The organism is Caldisericia bacterium, assembly GCA_030018355.1.
Taxonomy (GTDB): domain Bacteria; phylum Caldisericota; class Caldisericia; order B22-G15; family B22-G15; genus JAAYUH01.
Window position 1 is genome coordinate 54,201 of the sequence record JASEFN010000004.1, and the last position, 17,951, is coordinate 72,151.

The following is a 17,951-nucleotide window of genomic DNA, read 5'->3' on the forward strand; positions in this document are numbered from 1 at the left end:
GTTTATTTTGCTTCTTTTATTAACTTTTCTTCTCTCTCTTTTTTTCTTTTTAAAATTTCTTCATATCTTTTTCTTTTTTCAAGAGCCTCTTTATTTAATCTCTCCTTTTTTGCTTCTATTGCCTTTTTTGCTGCCTCTTTAAACTTTTCAAAGATGGGCTCCTTTTGCCATACTTCATTCATAACTTTTGCAACTTCTTTTGAATAATTATCAAGATCACTCATAAGTTTTTCATCTGTTGCAATTAAGTCTGCATCAAGATCAGTTGCTTTGGGTTTTGTTTTTCTATAAATATATCTAAAAACTTTTGGTTCATCTATTATCTCACATGGCATAAGTAAATTTTTATTGAATGGTTGAAACTTTCTAATATAAGTAAACAGTGGTGATTTTAAAATTTCAATCAAACTTTTTTCTTTGATGTTTCCACCTGAAAAATGTAAGAAAATACAAGGTTCTACTTCTCCTTTGTGATTAATATGAATATATCTTCTTCCACCCGCAATACATCCAGTTACAAATGGTGCGTCATTCCAGAAATCCATTGGCCAAATTGGTTTATTTTCTCTTGCCCATCTAATAAAATCGCCAAGTTTTTTTCTCTGTTCAGGAGTTGCCATAAGTTCTTGAGATGGTTCTCTTCCAACTGGCATATAAAGGAAATACCAACCCCAGAATGCACCTTTTTCTATTAACATATCAAGAAACTCTTCGCTTGTTACAGTATCTGCATTAAGTTTTGTATAAGTTGTGGAATAACCAAACAAAATTCCATTTTCTCTTAGGAGATCCATTGCATTCATTAATTTTTTAAAAACACCTTTTCCTCTTCTAAAATCTGTTTCTTCTTCAAAACCTTCGATACTTAAAACTGGCATTACATTTCCAACCTCTTTTATCTTTTTAACCATTTCTTCATCAAGAAGAGTTCCATTTGTAAATACCTGAAATGCGCAATCTGAATGTTTCTTGTAAATTTCAAACATATCTTCTCTTATAAATGGTTCTCCACCAAGAATAGTGTAAAGATATGTGCCAAGTTGTTTACCCTCTGTGATTATTTTGTCAACAATTTCAAGAGGAAGATCATCCTTTTTAGTGTATTCACCAGCATAACAACCAATGCATCTTAAATTGCATCTCATTGTTGGACTTATAAGAATTGTAAAAAGACCTGGAACACCAAATTTTTTCTCTGCTTCATTATTTTTTTGAACACCAATAAGAAGAGTATTAACAAAGAAGTTATAACCAAGTCGTGTAAGCATATTTTCATCAACTCTTTTAATAACACCAGTGATTAATTTCCAGTAGTTATCTTTATGTATATTCTTTTTTGCAGCTTCTATTTGATCTTTATACATTTTAATCGGAGTTATGGCTTTCATAAAATCTAAAATCTTGTCAAGATTTTTATCTGGATCCTTTTTAGCATATAAAAGAGTCTTTTTAACAAGAAAACCTGCTATGGCTTGTTTAATACCCATTTTTATCACCTCCATTTAAATAACTAATTAATAAATTTACTATCTCCTCTCTCTCTTCATCTTTTAAATTTATAAAATTAAATTTAATATCTTCCCAATAAGATTCAAAGCCTTTAAAATCATCGAAAAATTTAGTGAGTAAGAAAAATAGATAAGTAATAAAACCTAAAAAAACTATTTTTGAAGTTGAAGATAAAATAAGAAATTCTTTTAATGTTTCAAACTCTTTAGTATTTGAAAATAGAGTTGAAATTAATAAAAAACCTAATACAACATAAAGCAGTGGTTTTATTGTTTTTGATGTTAAAATTTTTAATTTTTCCTTAATAAACTCATTTACCTTGCCTTCACTTTTTGCTTTTTCAAACTCATTTAAAAATTTTTTATATTCATCTATTTTTCTCGATCCATAGAGAAAAACTCTACCTTGAAGTGTTAAAGTGTAAAAATATTTTGGTCTTCCTTTACCTACTTTTTCAAATTCAATTTTTAATATTCCTTTTTCCTTTAAATTTCTTAAATGTTCATATGCAGTTATAAAATTTATATCTAATTTTTTTGCAAGAATACAAGGTGTAATTCTTTTATTTTCTTTAAAATATTCACTTAAAAAGTTAATTAAATCTTTTTGTCTTTCAGTTAGTTTGATATCAAAATTTTCCATGTTAAATCTATTTTATTAGTTTTTTTTATTTTTGTCAATCCCCTTCATTTAAAATTAAATTTAAAGAATATAGTGCTGCTAAGTAAACAATATAGCCTAAACCTGAGATAACTCCTTTTGCTCCTTTTGCTGTTAATAATTTTTGTCTAAAATCTTCTCTTGAAAAAATGTTTGATAAATGAACTTCAATAACAGGGGTATTAATGCTTTTTATTGCATCAAGAATTGCTATGCTTGTATGAGAATAACCCCCTGGATTAATTATTATCCCATCAAAATTTTCACCTTCTTGAATTTTATCAATTATCTCTCCTTCTGAGTTTGATTGAAAAAAAGTTAATGAAAAATTAAATTTTTTTGCCTCTTCTTCCATTTTCCTATTTATAAATTCAAGTGTCATCTCACCATAAATCCCTTTTTCTCTTTTTCCTAACAAATTTAAATTAGGGCCATTAATCACAAGAATTTTTTTCATTTTTCCTCCTTTAAAAAATTAACAAATTCAAATAATTTTTTTATATATTCATCAACATTAAAACAATTAAAAATTCTCACATCACCAATATTTACTGGCAAAACTAAATTTAATCTATTTTCTCTCGATTTTTTATCAAGAAGAAGAGTGTGTTCTAATTTTTCTTTTTTTAACAAATTTAAATCAAGAAATTTCTCATAATTAAAACCAATTTTTTTATAAACATTAAAAATTCTTTCAAATGTTTTTTCTTCCATTAATTTTAATCTTAAAGAGAGATATGAAGAAAATAAAATTCCAAATGCAACAGCTTCTCCGTGTGATATTTTTCCATAGTTGGTTATATTTTCTAAAGCATGCCCCAATGTATGACCTAAATTTAAAAACACTCTTTTATTTTTGTTATCAAACAAATCTTCTTTTATAAAATTTATTTTTTCCTCAATAGAGAGTTTTATTAATTGTATAATCTCATAAAAATCTATTTTCTCTTTTTCTTCAAGAAAATCAAAAATACCATTTTCTCTTAAAATTCCATATTTAAAAACTTCACCTAAACCTGACAAAATTTCATTTTTATTTAAAGTAAATAGAAATGAAGGATCAATAATAGTTTCTTTAGGTAGATAAATTGTACCTACAAGATTTTTGCCTCTTTTTAAATTTAATCCATTCTTTCCACCAATTGAACTATCAACTTGAGAGAGAAGAGTTGTTGGTATAAGATAAAATTGAACTCCTCTCATATATGTGGAAGAAACAAATCCAGATATATCACCCACTACTCCACCACCTATTCCATATAGTAAATCACTCTTTTCAAATTTAATTGAGGATAAAAAATCTAAAATTTTAAAATATTCATATAAATTTTTAGATTTTTCCCCATTTTTAATTATGTATAAATTTATAATTTTAAATCTATCTTTAAAAATTTCAAAAACTTTATTATCAATTATTGAAAAGAAAATATCTTTTTTAAAATTTAATGTAATCCCTAATTCATAAATTATTTTTTGTGGTTCTTCATATTGAATCCTTTTTAATAAATTAACTATTTCATTTACTATTTCATTTTTATCTTTATCACTCTTTATTTTTATTGGGATTTTCTTATAAAATTTTTCTCTTTTTCTATATAATTTTAAAAAAGATTGAAAATCATTTACTAATGGTCTTTTGTCACTATCCTTAACTCTTTTATAAAAAATTTTAATATCACCATAAAGTAAAATTGGAATTGACCTTTTAATTATTAAATCAATTGATTCTTCATTTGTTATTGTTCCTCCCCCAAGAGATAAAACAAAATCTTCTTCAAGATTCAAAAGTTCAAAAAGAACCTCTTTTTCTATTTTTCTAAAATAGGACTCTCCGCTTTCTTTAAAAATCTCTTTTATATCTCTTTTTTCTCTTTTTTCAATTTCATTATCAAGGTCATAAAAAGGAATATTCAATTTCTCAGAAAGAAGATTGCCAATTAATGTTTTACCTGAGCCCATAAAACCAGATATTGTTATTTTTGCCAAAATCTCCTCCTTGAATTAAGATAGTTATTGAAACTATTCTTTAAATCAAAAATTGTATCTCCACCAAATTTTTTCTTTATTTCATTTGCTAAAACGATTGAAATTCTACTTGCTGCAACTAATGTTACTGCTGGAATGGCTAAAATATCTGATCTTACATATTTTGATTCAATTTCAACAAAATTTTCAAAATCAACTGTCTTTAATCCTTTCATAAGCGTTGGAATTGGTTTTGAATAAATTTTAATAACAATATCCTCACCATTTGAAACTCCACCCTCAATTCCTCCACATCTATTTGTCTTTCTTTTTATTTTATTATCTGAAATAAAAAATTCATCATGAAATTCACTTCCAAAAAGAATAGAACTCAAAACACCATCTCCTATCTCAACTGCTTTTACAGATGGAACAGAAATTACCGCTTGAGACAATAACCCATCTAAATTTTCTAAGTAATTATTATAATCTCCAATTCCTGGTGGGATATTTTTTACAACAATCACACTACTTCCTCCAAGTGTATCTCCTCTTGATTTTGCTTTATCAATCTCTTTTTTCATTTTTTCTTCAATTTCTTTAATTGGAATAAAAAGATCTGATGAAAGTATCTCTTCAAAAAGATTTTCAATTTTATCAATAATATTTTCTTCTATCTTTATCTTACCAATTGAAATGACAGAAAAATAAACTTTTATACCTAATTCATTCAACAAAGTTTCGCATATTGCACCTGCAATTGTATCAAGAACTGTCAATCTTCCACTTCTTCTTTCAGAAGAAAGATAAAAGTTTTCAAAATCAAATTTTACGCTTCCTGAATAATCAACATGTCCTGGTCTCGGAGATGTTGAATATCTTTTTGTTTTATTAATTAAAAAATCAATGTTTAATACTCTAAAACCAATTGGAGCCCCTGTTGTAACAAAATTTTCATCAATTCCGCTAAATATTTCAAATTTATCTTCTTCAAATTTCATTCTTTCGCTTCTTCCATATCCTTTTTTTCTTAAATATAGTTTTTTATTTATAAAATCAATGTTTATTTTTAAGTGAGAAGGAATTCCTTCAAGAATTCCAACTATATATTCACCATGAGATTCTCCCGCTGTTGTTAATCTAATCAAATTTCACCTCCAAACCAAATTTTAATATTATGTAAACACTGAAAATAAAGCATTGTAAAACCATTTTTTGTTTTTGCCCCATTTTTTTTAGCCAATTTTAACAATTGAGTTTCAGATGGATTATATATAAGATCATACACAATCATATTCTTATGAATTAATCTCTCTTCAATTAGAGATTTATCATTCTCTTTTAAACCAACAGTTGTTGCATTTACGATTAATTTTATTTTCTCTTTAACATTTTTTAGTTCATTTAATTCTATTGGAATTATAAAATCTTTAAATATCTCTTTTAACTTTTTTATTTTCTCGAATGTCCTATTCCAAACAAAACTTTTCTTTACTTTTAACTCTTTAAGAGCAAGAATTACTGCCTTTGATGCGCCACCTGCTCCTAAAACAAGAGAAAAAGTATCAATTAATTCATTTTTATATGGATATAAACTTTTTAAAAAACCGTAATAATCGGTATTAAATCCAAATAATTTGTAATCTTGAATTTTCACACAATTTACAGATCCTATTTTTTCTGAAATTTCATCGAGTTTTAAATTGAATTTTAAAATCTCTTCTTTCAATGGTTGTGTTAAGTTAAAACCCAAAATGCTTTTTTCTTTCATTAATTCTTCTATTCTCTCTTTAAGATCTTCTTTTTGAGTTTCATAAAGAGTATATGTCGCATCTTTTTTTAAAATTTTAAATAATCTTGAATAAATTTTTGGAGAATATGAGTGAGACAAAGGATAACCTAAAAGATAAAGTTTATACATACGAAACCTCTTTTAATAGATTAAAAAAGTCTGGAAATGATATTTTAATAGACTCAATTTCTTCTAAAATAACGCCCTCTTTTGACAAAAGTCCAAAAACACTAAAAGATAAAACAATTCTATGATCATTTGCAGTTTTTATAACTCCCTTTTTAATAAACTTACTCTTTTCAACTCTAAACCCATCAGGAAGTTCTTCTGCTTTTACTCCAAGATTTTTTAAATTATCAACTAAAACTTTTATTCTATCACTCTCTTTAACTCTTAACTCCTCTGCTCCATGTACTTCAACACCCTCATCTAAAAATGCACCAATTGCACCAATTAAAGGTAGTTCATCAATTAAAAGTGGTGCTTCCTCTCTTTTAATCTCAATTTTTTTTATTAAACTTGTTTTTACAAGTAAATCTCCAAACTTTTCTCCATTTAAAATTTTTTCATTTAAGATTTTAATATCTCCTCCATTTTCAATTAATTTATTAAGAAGGTAAACTCTAGTTGGATTTAAAGAAATATCTTTTATTAAAATTTCACTATCAGGTAAAAGAAGTGATAAAAGAATAAAATAAGATGCAGATGAAAAATCTCCTGGAACAAAAATTTCTCTTCCTATTAAATTTTCTATAGGATAAACAATAATTTTATCTTCACATACTTCTATCTTTCCCCCAAACTCTTTAAGCATAATTTCAGTATGATCTCTTGTTTTTATTTTTTCAATTATTATTGATTTTTCTCTGGCATTTAAAGTTGCAAGTATAATAGCACTTTTTACTTGAGCAGATGGTTTTTTTAATTCATACTCTATTCCAGAAAGCCTCTTTCCAAAAATTGCAAGAGGGGGATAATTTCCACTTTCTCTTCCTAAAATTAACCCACCCATTTTTGAAATTGGCTCTATAACTCTTCTCATTGGTCTATTTCTTAAAGATTCATCACCAGTTATGATAAAAAGTTTATTTTCAATTGATGAAAAAAGTCCTGCAAGAAGTCTAATTGTTGTTCCAGAGTTTCCAGCAAAAAGTATATCTTCAGGTTCTTTTATTCCATTAAATCCAATTCCTTTAATCCTAACCCCCTTCTCCTCAATAAAAATTTCAGCTCCTACTTTTCTCATTATTTCTAATGTTCTTTGTGTATCTTCTCCTTTATTTGGATTTTTGATAAAACTCTCTCCTTTTGATATTGAAGAAAAAATATATGCTCTATGTGTTATTGATTTATCACCACTTATTTTAATTTCACCTTTTACTCTTTTTATTGGCTTTATCTCTACCATATTTTATCTCTCACCTCTTTTACATTCTTAATCTTTTCAAAAAAATCTTCTTTATCTAATTTATCAGAAATAGTAATAAATTCTTCAATTATCTCTCTTAAAAAAAGTTTCAAATTATCACAATTTGTTTTAACAAAACCAAAAGACATATATGGATCTCCACTTGCAATTCTTGTTGTATCTTTCAGTCCTGGTCCGGCATATTTAAAAATCTCAAATCCACCCTTTTTAAATATATAATCAAATAAAATTATTGATAAAACATAAGGTAAGTGACTTACAAGACCAAAAATATAATCATGTTTTTTAGAGTCTAAGAAAAGTGGGATACTTTCAATATCAAATATAAATTTCTTTACTAAATCCATTTTCTCTTCGTTCAAATTATTTTCTTCAGTAAGAATAAAAATTCTATTTTTAAAAAGATCTTTATCAACATTATCTATTCCTCCTTTCTCTTTTCCTGCAATAGGATGACCTCCAATGTAAAATGAATTTAACTTTTTCATCTCATCTAAAATAGATCTTTTAGTGCTTCCAGTATCAATAACTATTGAATTTTTATTAAACTTTTCTCTATTATCTTTTATAAAATTTGGTATGTCTTGAACAGGAATCGAAATTAGAATGATATCTTTTTTAAAACCATCATCTAATTCAACTATTTCATCAACTACACCATATTTAATTGCTTTTGTATTAGTCTCTTCATTAATATCAAAACCAAATCTTTTCCACTTTCCGTTAAGTTTTAATCCAATTGAACCACCAATTAAACCCAAACCTATAATAAAAATGCTATTCAACATATCTTCCAATTGAATTACTTACAAGTTTACTTTTTTCAACTAATTCTTTAAATTGTTCTGGATATAGAGATTGATAACCATCTGAAAGTGCTTTTTCAGGTTCAATATGTACCTCAACTAAAATTCCATCTGCACCTGCTGCAATTGATGCAAGAGATACTGGAATTACAAGATTTCTATCACCAGTTGCATGGGATGGATCAACCACAATTGGAAGATGTGTTATTGATTTTAAAACTGGAATTGCAGATATATCAAGTGTATTTCTTGTATAAGTTTCAAATGTTCTTATTCCTCTTTCGCATAAAATTACATTATGATTCCCATTTGAAAGTATATATTCTGCTGCAAGTAGAAACTCTTCAATTGTTGCAGACATTCCTCTTTTTAAAAGAATTGGCTTATTCAGTTTTCCAACCTCCTCAAGAAGCGAAAAGTTTTGCATATTCCGTGCTCCAATCTGAATTATGTCAACTGTATCATTTAAAAGTTCAATTTGGCTCTCTGACATAACTTCTGTTATAATGGGAAGATTAAAGGTTTCTTTTACCTCTCTTAAATATTTAATCCCTTCTTTTCCTAAGCCTCTAAAACTATATGGAGATGTTCTTGGTTTAAAAACACCCCCTCTTAAAATTTTTGCTCCATAATTTTTGACTATTTCAGCAATTTTAAAAACCATTTCTCTTCCTTCAACAGCACATGGACCAGCCATAAAAACAATTCCTTTATCACCAATTTTTACTGAATTAACATTAATTATTGTATTTTCTTTTTTAAATTCTCTACTTGCAAGCTTAAAAGGTTTTAAAATTCTAATTGCATCTTCAACTTGAGGAAAATTAAGCCAATAGTTTCTATCTTTTGCTCTTGCATCACCAATTAAACCAATTATAACCTTTTCTTCACCTTTAGAGATATGTGGAATTAATCCAACTTCTTTAATTTTTTCAATTAGTGCCTCAATTTCTTCATCTTTTACACCCTTCTTTAAAATTAAAATCATGTTGCACCTCCAAATAGATCCTCCCTTAAAGATTTTGCTTTTCCAAGATAAACTGGAATTAACTTTTTTTCTCCATCAACAAAAATCATCACTCTGATACATTTCTCAAGTGCTCCATCTATTTTTTTATGTTCAAGATCAAGAAATGGTGTTTCTTTTAAATTAAATTTCTCTCTTACAATTTTAGATGGAAAAATTTTTGTAAGATCATCTGTCATCGTAAAAATGACACCTAAAATCTCCTCTTTTCTTAAGTTATTAACCTTAATTATCTCTTCAAAAAGATTAATTACTCCATTCTTAATTGAATCTTCACTATTTTCATCCACTGTTATTGCACCTCTTAAAATCCTCACAAACCACCTCCTAAAAATAAAAAAGCCCACTTTCGTGGGCTCTGGTGAAATTCAGAAGAAGGAGAAAACCTTCTCCTGAACTTCACCAGTCAATATAATAATAGTAATAATATCTAAAATTTCTCATAAATTTTAAATATTTTAACTCAACTTATAGAATTCTATTAATTTTTTCTAATTGATATAACCTTTCTTACCTCTTGACAAAATTTAAAAGTATATTATACTTTGTAATACAAAGTAATATGAAAAACAAAGTTTTTGAGTTTGATGAAATTCTACATGAAAAAACTAGACTTATGATTTTAGGTTTGCTTTTAAAAGAAAAAGAACTTTCTTTTACAGATTTAAAAGAGGCTTTAAATTTAACTGATGGAAATTTAACATCACATCTTAGAACACTTGAGATAAATGGAGTTATAGAGGTAAGAAAATTATTCATTGGTAGAAAACCAAAAACTTATTATAGATTTACAAAAGAGGGAAAGGAAAGATTTATTAAATATTTAGAAACAATTGAAAATTTTTTAAAAAACTTGATTAATGAAAAGGAGGTTTAAATGATTAATAAAGAAGAAATCAAAAAATTATTAGAGACAATTGATGCTTTTAAGTTAATATCAATAAAGGGAGAAGAGGAAAGGAAAGAGTTTTCAAGGATTACATCTATTTGGGGTTTTATTATGTTTTTAATTTTTACATTTGTAGGTTTAAAGTTAAAATTTTTAGGTGGAATATCTTGGCTATATATTTATCTTTTAGGTGCTTTTCTTCATACAATGAAAGTATCAAATATTTTAATTTCTTTTTTTATATGGGGATCAATAGGTACAATTCTTGTTTTGATTTATTATCTGACTAAAAATTTTACTCTTTTTCTCTTTTTATATGTTATTCTTACTATTTTGGGTTTTTCATTAAATTATATCTATAAAGAAAAGTTTAAAAAAGAAAATCTCGAAATTCCTTTAAAATTATCAATATCAGCAAAAGTAGGAATATCTTGGGGATTAATTACAGCAGGTATGGGATTTTTATTTTTCTCTTTAATAAATTATCTTGCAAAAAATAATTTAAATTTTGATTATGCTTTTATTTTTATTTTACTTTTTGGGTATATAACAAGTGTTGGAATATTTATTAGTGGAATAATTATAAATGGTTTATTTTTAATTGGATTAATAGGAATATTTGGAATTCCAATTTTTTCTTTAATAAATATAAACTTTGGAATAATTATGGCAATTTTTGTAACTTTATTAACTTCTATTTATGGATGCTTAATTTATTTTAAAAAGGAGTAAAGTTAAAAATGGTTGTAATTGAGGTTAAAGATTTAAAGAAGTATTATGGAGAAATTAAAGCAGTTGATGGAGTTAGTTTTTACGTTTCTAAAGGAGAGGTTTTTGGAATGGTTGGTCCAAATGGTGCTGGAAAAACTACAACAATCGAGTGTATTGAAGGTCTAAGAAAACCAACATCAGGTGAAATTAGAGTTTTAGGTTTAAATCCTTATGAAAAGAGAGAAATACTTTATAAGAGGATAAGCGTTCAACTTCAAGAAACAAGATATCAAGATAAAATAAAAGTTTATGAGATTTTAAAACTATTTTCTTCGTTTTATGAAAAACCATTAAATTATGAATATCTTTTGGAAAGATTTGAACTAAAAACATTGAAAAATAGTTTTGTTTCAGATTTATCAGGTGGTCAAAAACAAAAACTATCGATAATTCTTGCACTACTTCCAAATCCAGAAATTATTTTTTTAGATGAATTAACAACTGGATTAGATCCAAAGGCAAGAAGAGATATGTGGAAATTTATTTTAGATTTGAAAAAAGAAGGGAAAACAATATTTTTAACAACTCATTATATGGAAGAGGCTGAAAATTTATGTGATAGAGTTGCAATAATAGACCATGGAAAAATAATTGCTCTTGATGCTCCTGAAAACATAATAAAAATGAGTAATCTTAATGAAATAATTACTTTTGAGGGAGAATTTATGCCTCAAGAAAAATTCTATCAAATTAAAGGATTAACAAATTTTATCTCTCAAAATGGCATAATAACTCTTTTTGGGAAAGGAGAAGATTTCTTAAAAAATGTTGTTGATTTTTTATATACAAATAAGATTTATTTTAAAAATTTAAAAACAAAAAAACCTAATCTTGAGGATGTTTATCTTTCTTTAACAGGAAGGGTTTATGAGGAGGCTAAACAATGAAAACACTTAAGGAGTTAATAAAAATTGATTTTAAACTTCTTTTAAGAGAGTTTGTTGTGGTTTTCTTCTCAATAATTTTTCCAGTAGCAATAATTTTAATGATGGGCGGAATTTATGGTAATAAACCTACTCCTTATTTTGGAGGTTTTGGTTCAATTGATGTAATGGTTCCATCTTATCTTGGAATAGTATTAGCAGTTAATGGACTTATGAGTTTACCATTAACTCTCGTTGAATATAGAGATAAAAAAATTTTAAAGAGATACATGGCAACACCTCTAAAACCAATTTATGTAATCATTTCTCAAATAGTTGTAAATTTTATTTTAACCTTGATAGGATTTATTCTTTTGTATTTAGTTGGAAAATCTGTTTTTGATTTGAAGTTTTATGGAAATATATTTTTATTTTCTATCTCTTTTATTTTTTCAACTTTATCACTTTTCTCAATTGGTTTTATAATTGCAAGTTTAGTTTCAAATCCAAGAACTGCAAATACTATTGCATATATAATTTACTTTCCAATGCTTTTCTTATCTGGATCAACTATTCCGCTTGAAAATTTTCCAAAATTTATGCTTTTCATATCTAAATTTCTTCCATTAACTTATATAGTTGATCTATTTAAAAGAACATGGCTCAATAGTGATATATCATGGATAAAAATAAATCTAAGTCTAAAATTAGATTTTTTAGTTATTATATTAATAATGATTGTTTCTCTTATTGTTTCACTTCTTACCTTTAAATGGTATTATGATTAATTATTACATAAGTGACATTATCACTTATAATGTTAAAGAAATTGAATATTGAAAATAAAAATTATGAAATTAATAAATGGGTTTGATGATTTTAAAAAATTAGTTGAAGAAAATGAGCAGATGATTCCAAAAATTTGGATAGATAAATATTATTCAAAATATAAAGATATTTTTGATGCAATGCTCAAATATCTATACCATTTAAATATTAATGATCTTATGAAAATAGTAGAAAACATTGATTTTAAACATTTATATTATAAAGCACAATTATCAATAGAAAATAATTTAACAGAAAAGGTCATCTTATTAATAAAAAAATGTAATAAGATTTTAAAAATCAATGAAAAATTTAATGTTTATTTCCTCGTTGGACTTGGACATGTTGATGGAACATCATTATTAATAAAAGATTATAAACCTTTTATCTATTTTGGTTTAGAGAGATTACATCACACTAATTTAAATTATCTTGTACCCCATGAATTTAATCACCTTGCAAGATTATCTAAATTTAAATTTTTAAAAGAGAAATTAAAGTTTAAGGATTATCTCATTTATGAAGGTTTAGCAACTTATTTTTCTATTTATTTTAATAAGTTAGAAATAAATAGAAAAATTGAAGCAGAAGCATTGTTTCTTCCTGAAGAGACTATTGATTACTTATATAAAAATAAAGAAGATATTTTGAAAGAAATTAAAGAAGTTTTAGAATTTGAAATGAATAATAAATTGATGATTGAATTTTTTACATATGATAAAGAAAAGAATTTCAAAAAAGGTTATTTTGCTGGATTAAAGATCATAGAAAAGTTAATAAATAATGGTGAAGATATAAAAATTCTTACTTTTAAAGAAACTGATGAAATTTTAAAAAAATATTATAATTAATATAATATATAAAAAATAGGAGGTTAAAATGTTCGGTTTAATTTTAATAGCATTAGGTCTGCTTTTTTTACTTAAAAATTTAGGGATTATTTCAGGGGATGTTTGGGGAATATTCTGGCCAATCTTACTTATAATACTTGGTCTTTGGATTTTAGTTGATTCTTTTAAAAAAAAGAAAATCTTTAAAAATTTTTTTAACTGTGGAAGAGATATTTGGGAAGAATATACATTTGAAAAAAAGGAAAAGAAAGAGAAATAAAATTTTAGTAGATTGTAAAAAATCTATTATTTTATTAATTAAATATTGAATTTTAAATTAAATTTTTTTATTATTTGTATAATATGAAAGCAATTGACAAATTTGAAAATTATACTAAAGAGGAACTACTTAAAGAAATAAATAAACTTACCAAAAAAATCATTTCATTAGAGAAAGAAAAGGAAGATTTAATTATAGATAAACAAAGAGTTAAAAGATTAAATAGAATATACACAATATTAAGTAAAATAAATGAACTTATAATAAGAACGAAAAATAAAAAAGATTTATTAAAAAATGCATGTAAGATTGCTGTTGAAGATGGCTTATTTAAAATGGTTTGGGTTGGATTTATTGATAAAAAAACAAAATTAGTTAAACCTTATACATATTGGGGGTATAATAAAGGATATTTAGAATCAATCATAATTTCTGCAAAAGATATACCAGAAGGACAAGGCCCAACTGGCACATGTATTAGAGAAGGTAAACCTTGTATTTTTAATAATTTACTATCTAACCCTAAAATGAAAATTTGGATTAATAAAGCTTTGAAAAGAGGATATAGATCTACTGGTGCTTTTCCAATAAAAATAAACGGACAAACAATAGGTGCATTTACATTCCACGCAAGTGAACCAGATTTTTTCAACGAAGAAGAAATTAAGCTTCTTGAAACTTTGTCAGAAGATATCTCATTTGCATTAACACATATTGAATCTGAGAAACAAAAAGAACAGTATGAGAAAAAATTAAAAAAATCAAGGGAACAGTTAAGAAGATTGTCAATACATTTACAGAATATAAGTGAAATTGAAAGAGCCAATATTGCACATGAACTTCATGATGAATTTGGTCAAATTCTAATTGCAATAAAGATGAATTTATTTTTATTAAAAAATGGTGCACAAAATTTAGATACAGAATATATAAAAAAAATTGAAACAACTATTGAATTAATAGAGAAAATTATTAACAGAGTAAGAACTATATCAATGGAATTAAGACCTGTAGTTTTAGATAAATTAGGATTAGGAGCAGCTATAGAGTGGCAAATATCAGAATTTAAAAAATTATCAAATATTGAATATGAATTTATAAATAAATTGCCCACTAACTTAAAACTCAATCCCCAAATATCAATTACTATTTTTAGAATATTTCAAGAAGCTTTAACAAATGCTTATAAACATTCTAAAGCAAACAAGATAAAGGTTATATTAGAAATAAAAAAAGGCAAAATTTGGTTATTAGTAAAAGATAATGGTGTTGGAATTAAAAAAAATCAAATTAATGATTGTAAAACATTTGGTTTAATAGGAATGAAGGAAAGGGTTTATTCTTTAAATGGTAAAATTAATATCAGAAGTAGTAGTAATAAGGGAACTGAAATAAAGGTTTTAATACCACTAAATGATAAAAATGATAGAAATTTTAGTAGCCGATGATCATCCTATAATAAGAGAAGAGGTAAAACAAATTTTAAAAAATGAACCAGATATTGTTGTTAAAAGCGAAGCATCAAATGGTGTTGAAGTATTAAAATTAATTAAAAAGAATAAATATGATTTAATATTACTAGATATATCATTGCCAAAAAAGGATGGCTTAGAGGTTTTAAAAGAAATTAAAGCAAAATTACCAAAAATTCCAATATTAATATTAAGCATACATTCAGATGAATATTTTATAATTGATGCAATTAAAAATGGTGCTTCTGGATATATCACAAAAGATACAATGCCTGAAGAGTTAATTAAAGCAATAAGAATAGTTTATAGTGGTCAAATATATATAAATCAAAATGTAACTCAAGCATTAGTGGATAATATTAAATATAACAGAGAAGAGCAACCTCATAATATTTTATCTTTAAGAGAATTACAAGTTATGATTAAAATTGGAGAAGGAAAATCAATAAAAGAAATTGCCAATGAACTTTCGATAAGCAGTAAAACTGTAAGTACTTATAAAAGGAGAATTTTGGAAAAATTGGGGTTAAAAAATAACTCAGAAATAATTAAATATGTTATGAGACATAAACTTTTATAATTAATTTTCAATTAAAATATCGATTTCATTATTAATGCTAGTATTAAGGAATTTATCATCTGATTTATCTTTAATTTCTTCCTGTATATATACTTTCGAGATTATATATTTCATTAATATATAATATAATATCAAAGATACAGGCAAAGAAATTAACCAAGAATATTTTAAGTATTTTAAACCAAAAATTATCGCTACTAAATATGCTATTATTGCAGCAGGGTTATATCCTTTGAAATATAAATATTCTCCAGTTGTAAAGAGGTGTTTAATTGATAATTTTCTTTTTCTAATTAAATAGTAGTCTGAAATTATTATTCCAGCAACTGGCGAAAGTAATGCACCAACGGTAGGAAGATATGTTAAAAAGAAATTGATTAATATCCATGGAAATGTTAACAATCCAAATAAACCAGCAATAATTATACCTTTAGAAAAATTAATTTTTGGAGAAAATATTGTACTTAATATATTTCCAGGTGCAAATAAATTTGCTGCTATATTAGTACTTAATTGTGCAAGAATTATTATTATAAGTCCAATTATAATAAAAAAAGCTGTAGGTAGCATTGAATAAATCGCTTCTACTGGATTACCATACCCTGTTACAATATGACTAATAATACCAACAATTGCAAAAATTAACATTCCTAATGGTGCACCAATTGTTTGTCCAATTACACTATGAAAATTTCTTCTTAAAAAATTTTTTGTACCTTTATAATTTTTCATGAACCTAGAAAAATCAGGAATATTAATAGAAACAGTGCTCCAATAACTTAAATTAATAGTAACTGCACTCCAAAATGATATCTTCTGTTTTATAGGATATGAAAGAATATAAATAAATGAAGATCTGGATATAAAAATAAATATTATGTATAAGCACAAAATTAATAATAAGGGAGCAGCAAAATTTTCTACAAATTTTATCCACTTTATACCTTTTGCAGTAATAATTATTTGAATAACACCAAACACAAAAAACCATAAAGGCACATTTGTAAATTTAAAAAAATGTTTAATAATTAAATCAATTGCAGTGGCTGCGAAATATGTTTGAATGCCAAACCAACATATACCTGCTATACTTCTTAATATCATTGGAATATAACTTCCAAAATAACCAAAAGGTACTCTTATATAAGTTGGAAAATTTATTCCATGTTCTATCCCAATATCACCAATTAAAATTAAAATTATCGATGCACCAAAATTTCCTAATAAAATTGCAAGAATAGATTCATAAAAAGACAATTTGCCAACTAATGAAGCACCTAAAAGAAAAACACCCATCTGTGCAGCCATCCCTAACCATAACCAAATAATATCACTCCAAGACATTATTCTTTGTTCACTTTTAGTTGGTAATATTTCTCTATTAATTAATATATTTTTTTTAATTATTATTGTTTTATTGCAAGCTTCTTTAAAATTATTTGTCTTCATCTTTTCACCTCTTCAAATATACAGGAGAACAATTAAAACTTAATATAAATTAGCTCCTGTTTAACTAATTTATTTAACTTATTTTATTAACTTTTTAATTGAATTGATAAATTCATTTGAATTACTTACCCAACCAAATATTCCGCCTTGTGCCTTAATCATTTTGATTCCTACTTCTTGAAATTCTGGAAAGTAAGAAGCAACACAATCTTCTAAAACTAAACATTCGTATCCTCTATCATTCGCTTCTCGAACAGTTGTATGTACACAAACTTCAGTTGTGACACCTGTAACAATTAGATATTTAATGCCCCAATTTTGTAAAATTAAATGTAAATCTGTTGAATAAAAGGCTCCTTTTCCGGGTTTATCAATAATTGGCTCACCATCAATTGGTTTTAATTCATCAATAATATCGTGTCCTTTATAACCTCTAATCAACACTCTACCCATAGGTCCCATATCGCCAATTCCAATTCTTAAATTTCCTCTTTTTCTTTTACTAATAGGACAATCTGATAAATCTGGTCTATGCCCTTCTCTTGTATGTATAACTTTTATTACATTTGTCTTACGTACAGCCTCTAATACTTTTCTAGTAGGTTCAATAGCTTTTCTTAATAAGCTAACATCATTTCCTAAAAACTCTCCAAAACCACCTGGATTTATAAAATCATTTTGCATATCAATAATTAAAAGTGCTGTTTCTGAAGGAACAAATTCATAATCATATGGTTCTGCTTTAACTATAATTTTTTCGTTCATAAAGAACCTCCTAAGTTATTATTAAAATAATCTTAT

20 protein-coding genes are annotated in these 17,951 nt (G+C 25.7%); 8 read left to right on the forward strand and 12 right to left on the reverse strand.

Annotated elements, in window-relative coordinates; translation table 11 throughout:
* Positions 1-2 precede the first annotated feature (2 nt).
* The 10 genes from QMD25_05100 to aroH are packed head-to-tail and all read right to left on the reverse strand — an operon-like array spanning position 3 to position 9,505.
* Positions 3-1,487 (reverse strand): radical SAM protein, encoded by a 1,485-nt coding sequence (locus QMD25_05100; protein ID MDI6861372.1) that lies wholly within the window; start codon positions 1,485-1,487, stop codon positions 3-5.
* Positions 1,477-2,151 (reverse strand): helix-turn-helix transcriptional regulator, encoded by a 675-nt coding sequence (locus tag QMD25_05105; protein MDI6861373.1) that lies wholly within the window; start codon positions 2,149-2,151, stop codon positions 1,477-1,479. The genes QMD25_05100 and QMD25_05105 overlap by 11 nt, the downstream gene beginning before the upstream one ends.
* 34 nt (positions 2,152-2,185) lie before the next feature.
* Positions 2,186-2,626, reverse strand: coding sequence for a type II 3-dehydroquinate dehydratase (gene aroQ / locus QMD25_05110; protein ID MDI6861374.1), 441 nt, complete (start codon positions 2,624-2,626; stop codon positions 2,186-2,188).
* Positions 2,623-4,155 carry a bifunctional shikimate kinase/3-dehydroquinate synthase gene (locus QMD25_05115; GenBank protein MDI6861375.1) on the reverse strand — a complete coding sequence of 511 codons (1,533 nt, stop codon included), beginning with the start codon at positions 4,153-4,155 and terminating at the stop codon, positions 2,623-2,625. Before QMD25_05115 ends, aroQ begins: the two co-directional genes overlap by 4 nt.
* A complete protein-coding gene (aroC, locus tag QMD25_05120) occupies positions 4,143-5,282 on the reverse strand; it encodes a chorismate synthase (GenBank protein MDI6861376.1) in 1,140 nt (379 codons plus the stop codon). The genes QMD25_05115 and aroC overlap by 13 nt, the downstream gene beginning before the upstream one ends.
* The gene (locus QMD25_05125; protein ID MDI6861377.1) at positions 5,279-6,055 is read right to left on the reverse strand and encodes a shikimate dehydrogenase; all 777 of its coding nucleotides are present in this window, start codon (positions 6,053-6,055) and stop codon (positions 5,279-5,281) included. The genes aroC and QMD25_05125 overlap by 4 nt, the downstream gene beginning before the upstream one ends.
* On the reverse strand, positions 6,048-7,334 hold the full coding sequence (aroA, locus tag QMD25_05130) for a 3-phosphoshikimate 1-carboxyvinyltransferase (protein ID MDI6861378.1): 1,287 nt from the start codon (positions 7,332-7,334) through the stop codon (positions 6,048-6,050). Before aroA ends, QMD25_05125 begins: the two co-directional genes overlap by 8 nt.
* Positions 7,328-8,140: a prephenate dehydrogenase gene (locus QMD25_05135; GenBank protein MDI6861379.1), complete on the reverse strand. Its 813-nt coding sequence runs from the start codon at positions 8,138-8,140 to the stop codon at positions 7,328-7,330. Before QMD25_05135 ends, aroA begins: the two co-directional genes overlap by 7 nt.
* Entirely contained in the window at positions 8,133-9,149 is a 1,017-nt protein-coding gene (gene aroF, locus QMD25_05140; protein MDI6861380.1) for a 3-deoxy-7-phosphoheptulonate synthase, read from the reverse strand. Before aroF ends, QMD25_05135 begins: the two co-directional genes overlap by 8 nt.
* Positions 9,146-9,505, reverse strand: a complete 360-nt coding sequence (aroH, locus tag QMD25_05145; GenBank protein MDI6861381.1) for a chorismate mutase — start codon at positions 9,503-9,505, stop codon at positions 9,146-9,148. Before aroH ends, aroF begins: the two co-directional genes overlap by 4 nt.
* Before the next feature lie 245 nt (positions 9,506-9,750).
* Here aroH and QMD25_05150 point away from each other — a divergent pair, with 245 nt between their 5' ends.
* The 8 genes from QMD25_05150 (at position 9,751) to QMD25_05185 (ending at position 15,701) form a co-directional block, all read left to right on the forward strand.
* Entirely contained in the window at positions 9,751-10,065 is a 315-nt protein-coding gene (locus QMD25_05150) for a transcriptional regulator (GenBank protein MDI6861382.1), read from the forward strand.
* A complete protein-coding gene (locus QMD25_05155; GenBank protein MDI6861383.1) occupies positions 10,066-10,809 on the forward strand; it encodes a hypothetical protein in 744 nt (247 codons plus the stop codon).
* Between the two features lie 8 nt (positions 10,810-10,817).
* Complete coding sequence (locus QMD25_05160) at positions 10,818-11,735, forward strand: ABC transporter ATP-binding protein (protein MDI6861384.1); 918 nt, start codon at positions 10,818-10,820, stop codon at positions 11,733-11,735.
* Complete coding sequence (locus tag QMD25_05165; protein MDI6861385.1) at positions 11,732-12,499, forward strand: ABC transporter permease; 768 nt, start codon at positions 11,732-11,734, stop codon at positions 12,497-12,499. Before QMD25_05160 ends, QMD25_05165 begins: the two co-directional genes overlap by 4 nt.
* A 48-nt stretch (positions 12,500-12,547) precedes the next feature.
* Positions 12,548-13,390: a DUF2268 domain-containing putative Zn-dependent protease gene (locus QMD25_05170; GenBank protein MDI6861386.1), complete on the forward strand. Its 843-nt coding sequence runs from the start codon at positions 12,548-12,550 to the stop codon at positions 13,388-13,390.
* Positions 13,391-13,418: 28 nt separating this feature from the next.
* A complete protein-coding gene (locus QMD25_05175) occupies positions 13,419-13,649 on the forward strand; it encodes a DUF5668 domain-containing protein (GenBank protein ID MDI6861387.1) in 231 nt (76 codons plus the stop codon).
* An 83-nt stretch (positions 13,650-13,732) separates the two neighbouring features.
* A complete protein-coding gene (locus QMD25_05180) occupies positions 13,733-15,097 on the forward strand; it encodes a GAF domain-containing sensor histidine kinase (protein ID MDI6861388.1) in 1,365 nt (454 codons plus the stop codon).
* On the forward strand, positions 15,063-15,701 hold the full coding sequence (locus tag QMD25_05185; GenBank protein MDI6861389.1) for a response regulator transcription factor: 639 nt from the start codon (positions 15,063-15,065) through the stop codon (positions 15,699-15,701). Before QMD25_05180 ends, QMD25_05185 begins: the two co-directional genes overlap by 35 nt.
* On the opposite strand, the gene QMD25_05190 is transcribed toward QMD25_05185, so the two are convergent.
* Both QMD25_05190 and QMD25_05195 read right to left on the reverse strand, forming a co-directional pair.
* Positions 15,702-17,150 (reverse strand): NCS1 family transporter, encoded by a 1,449-nt coding sequence (locus QMD25_05190; GenBank protein MDI6861390.1) that lies wholly within the window; start codon positions 17,148-17,150, stop codon positions 15,702-15,704. It lies immediately after the preceding gene.
* A gap of 78 nt (positions 17,151-17,228) precedes the next feature.
* On the reverse strand, positions 17,229-17,915 hold the full coding sequence (locus QMD25_05195) for a cysteine hydrolase (protein MDI6861391.1): 687 nt from the start codon (positions 17,913-17,915) through the stop codon (positions 17,229-17,231).
* Between the last annotated feature and the right edge of the window lie 36 nt (positions 17,916-17,951).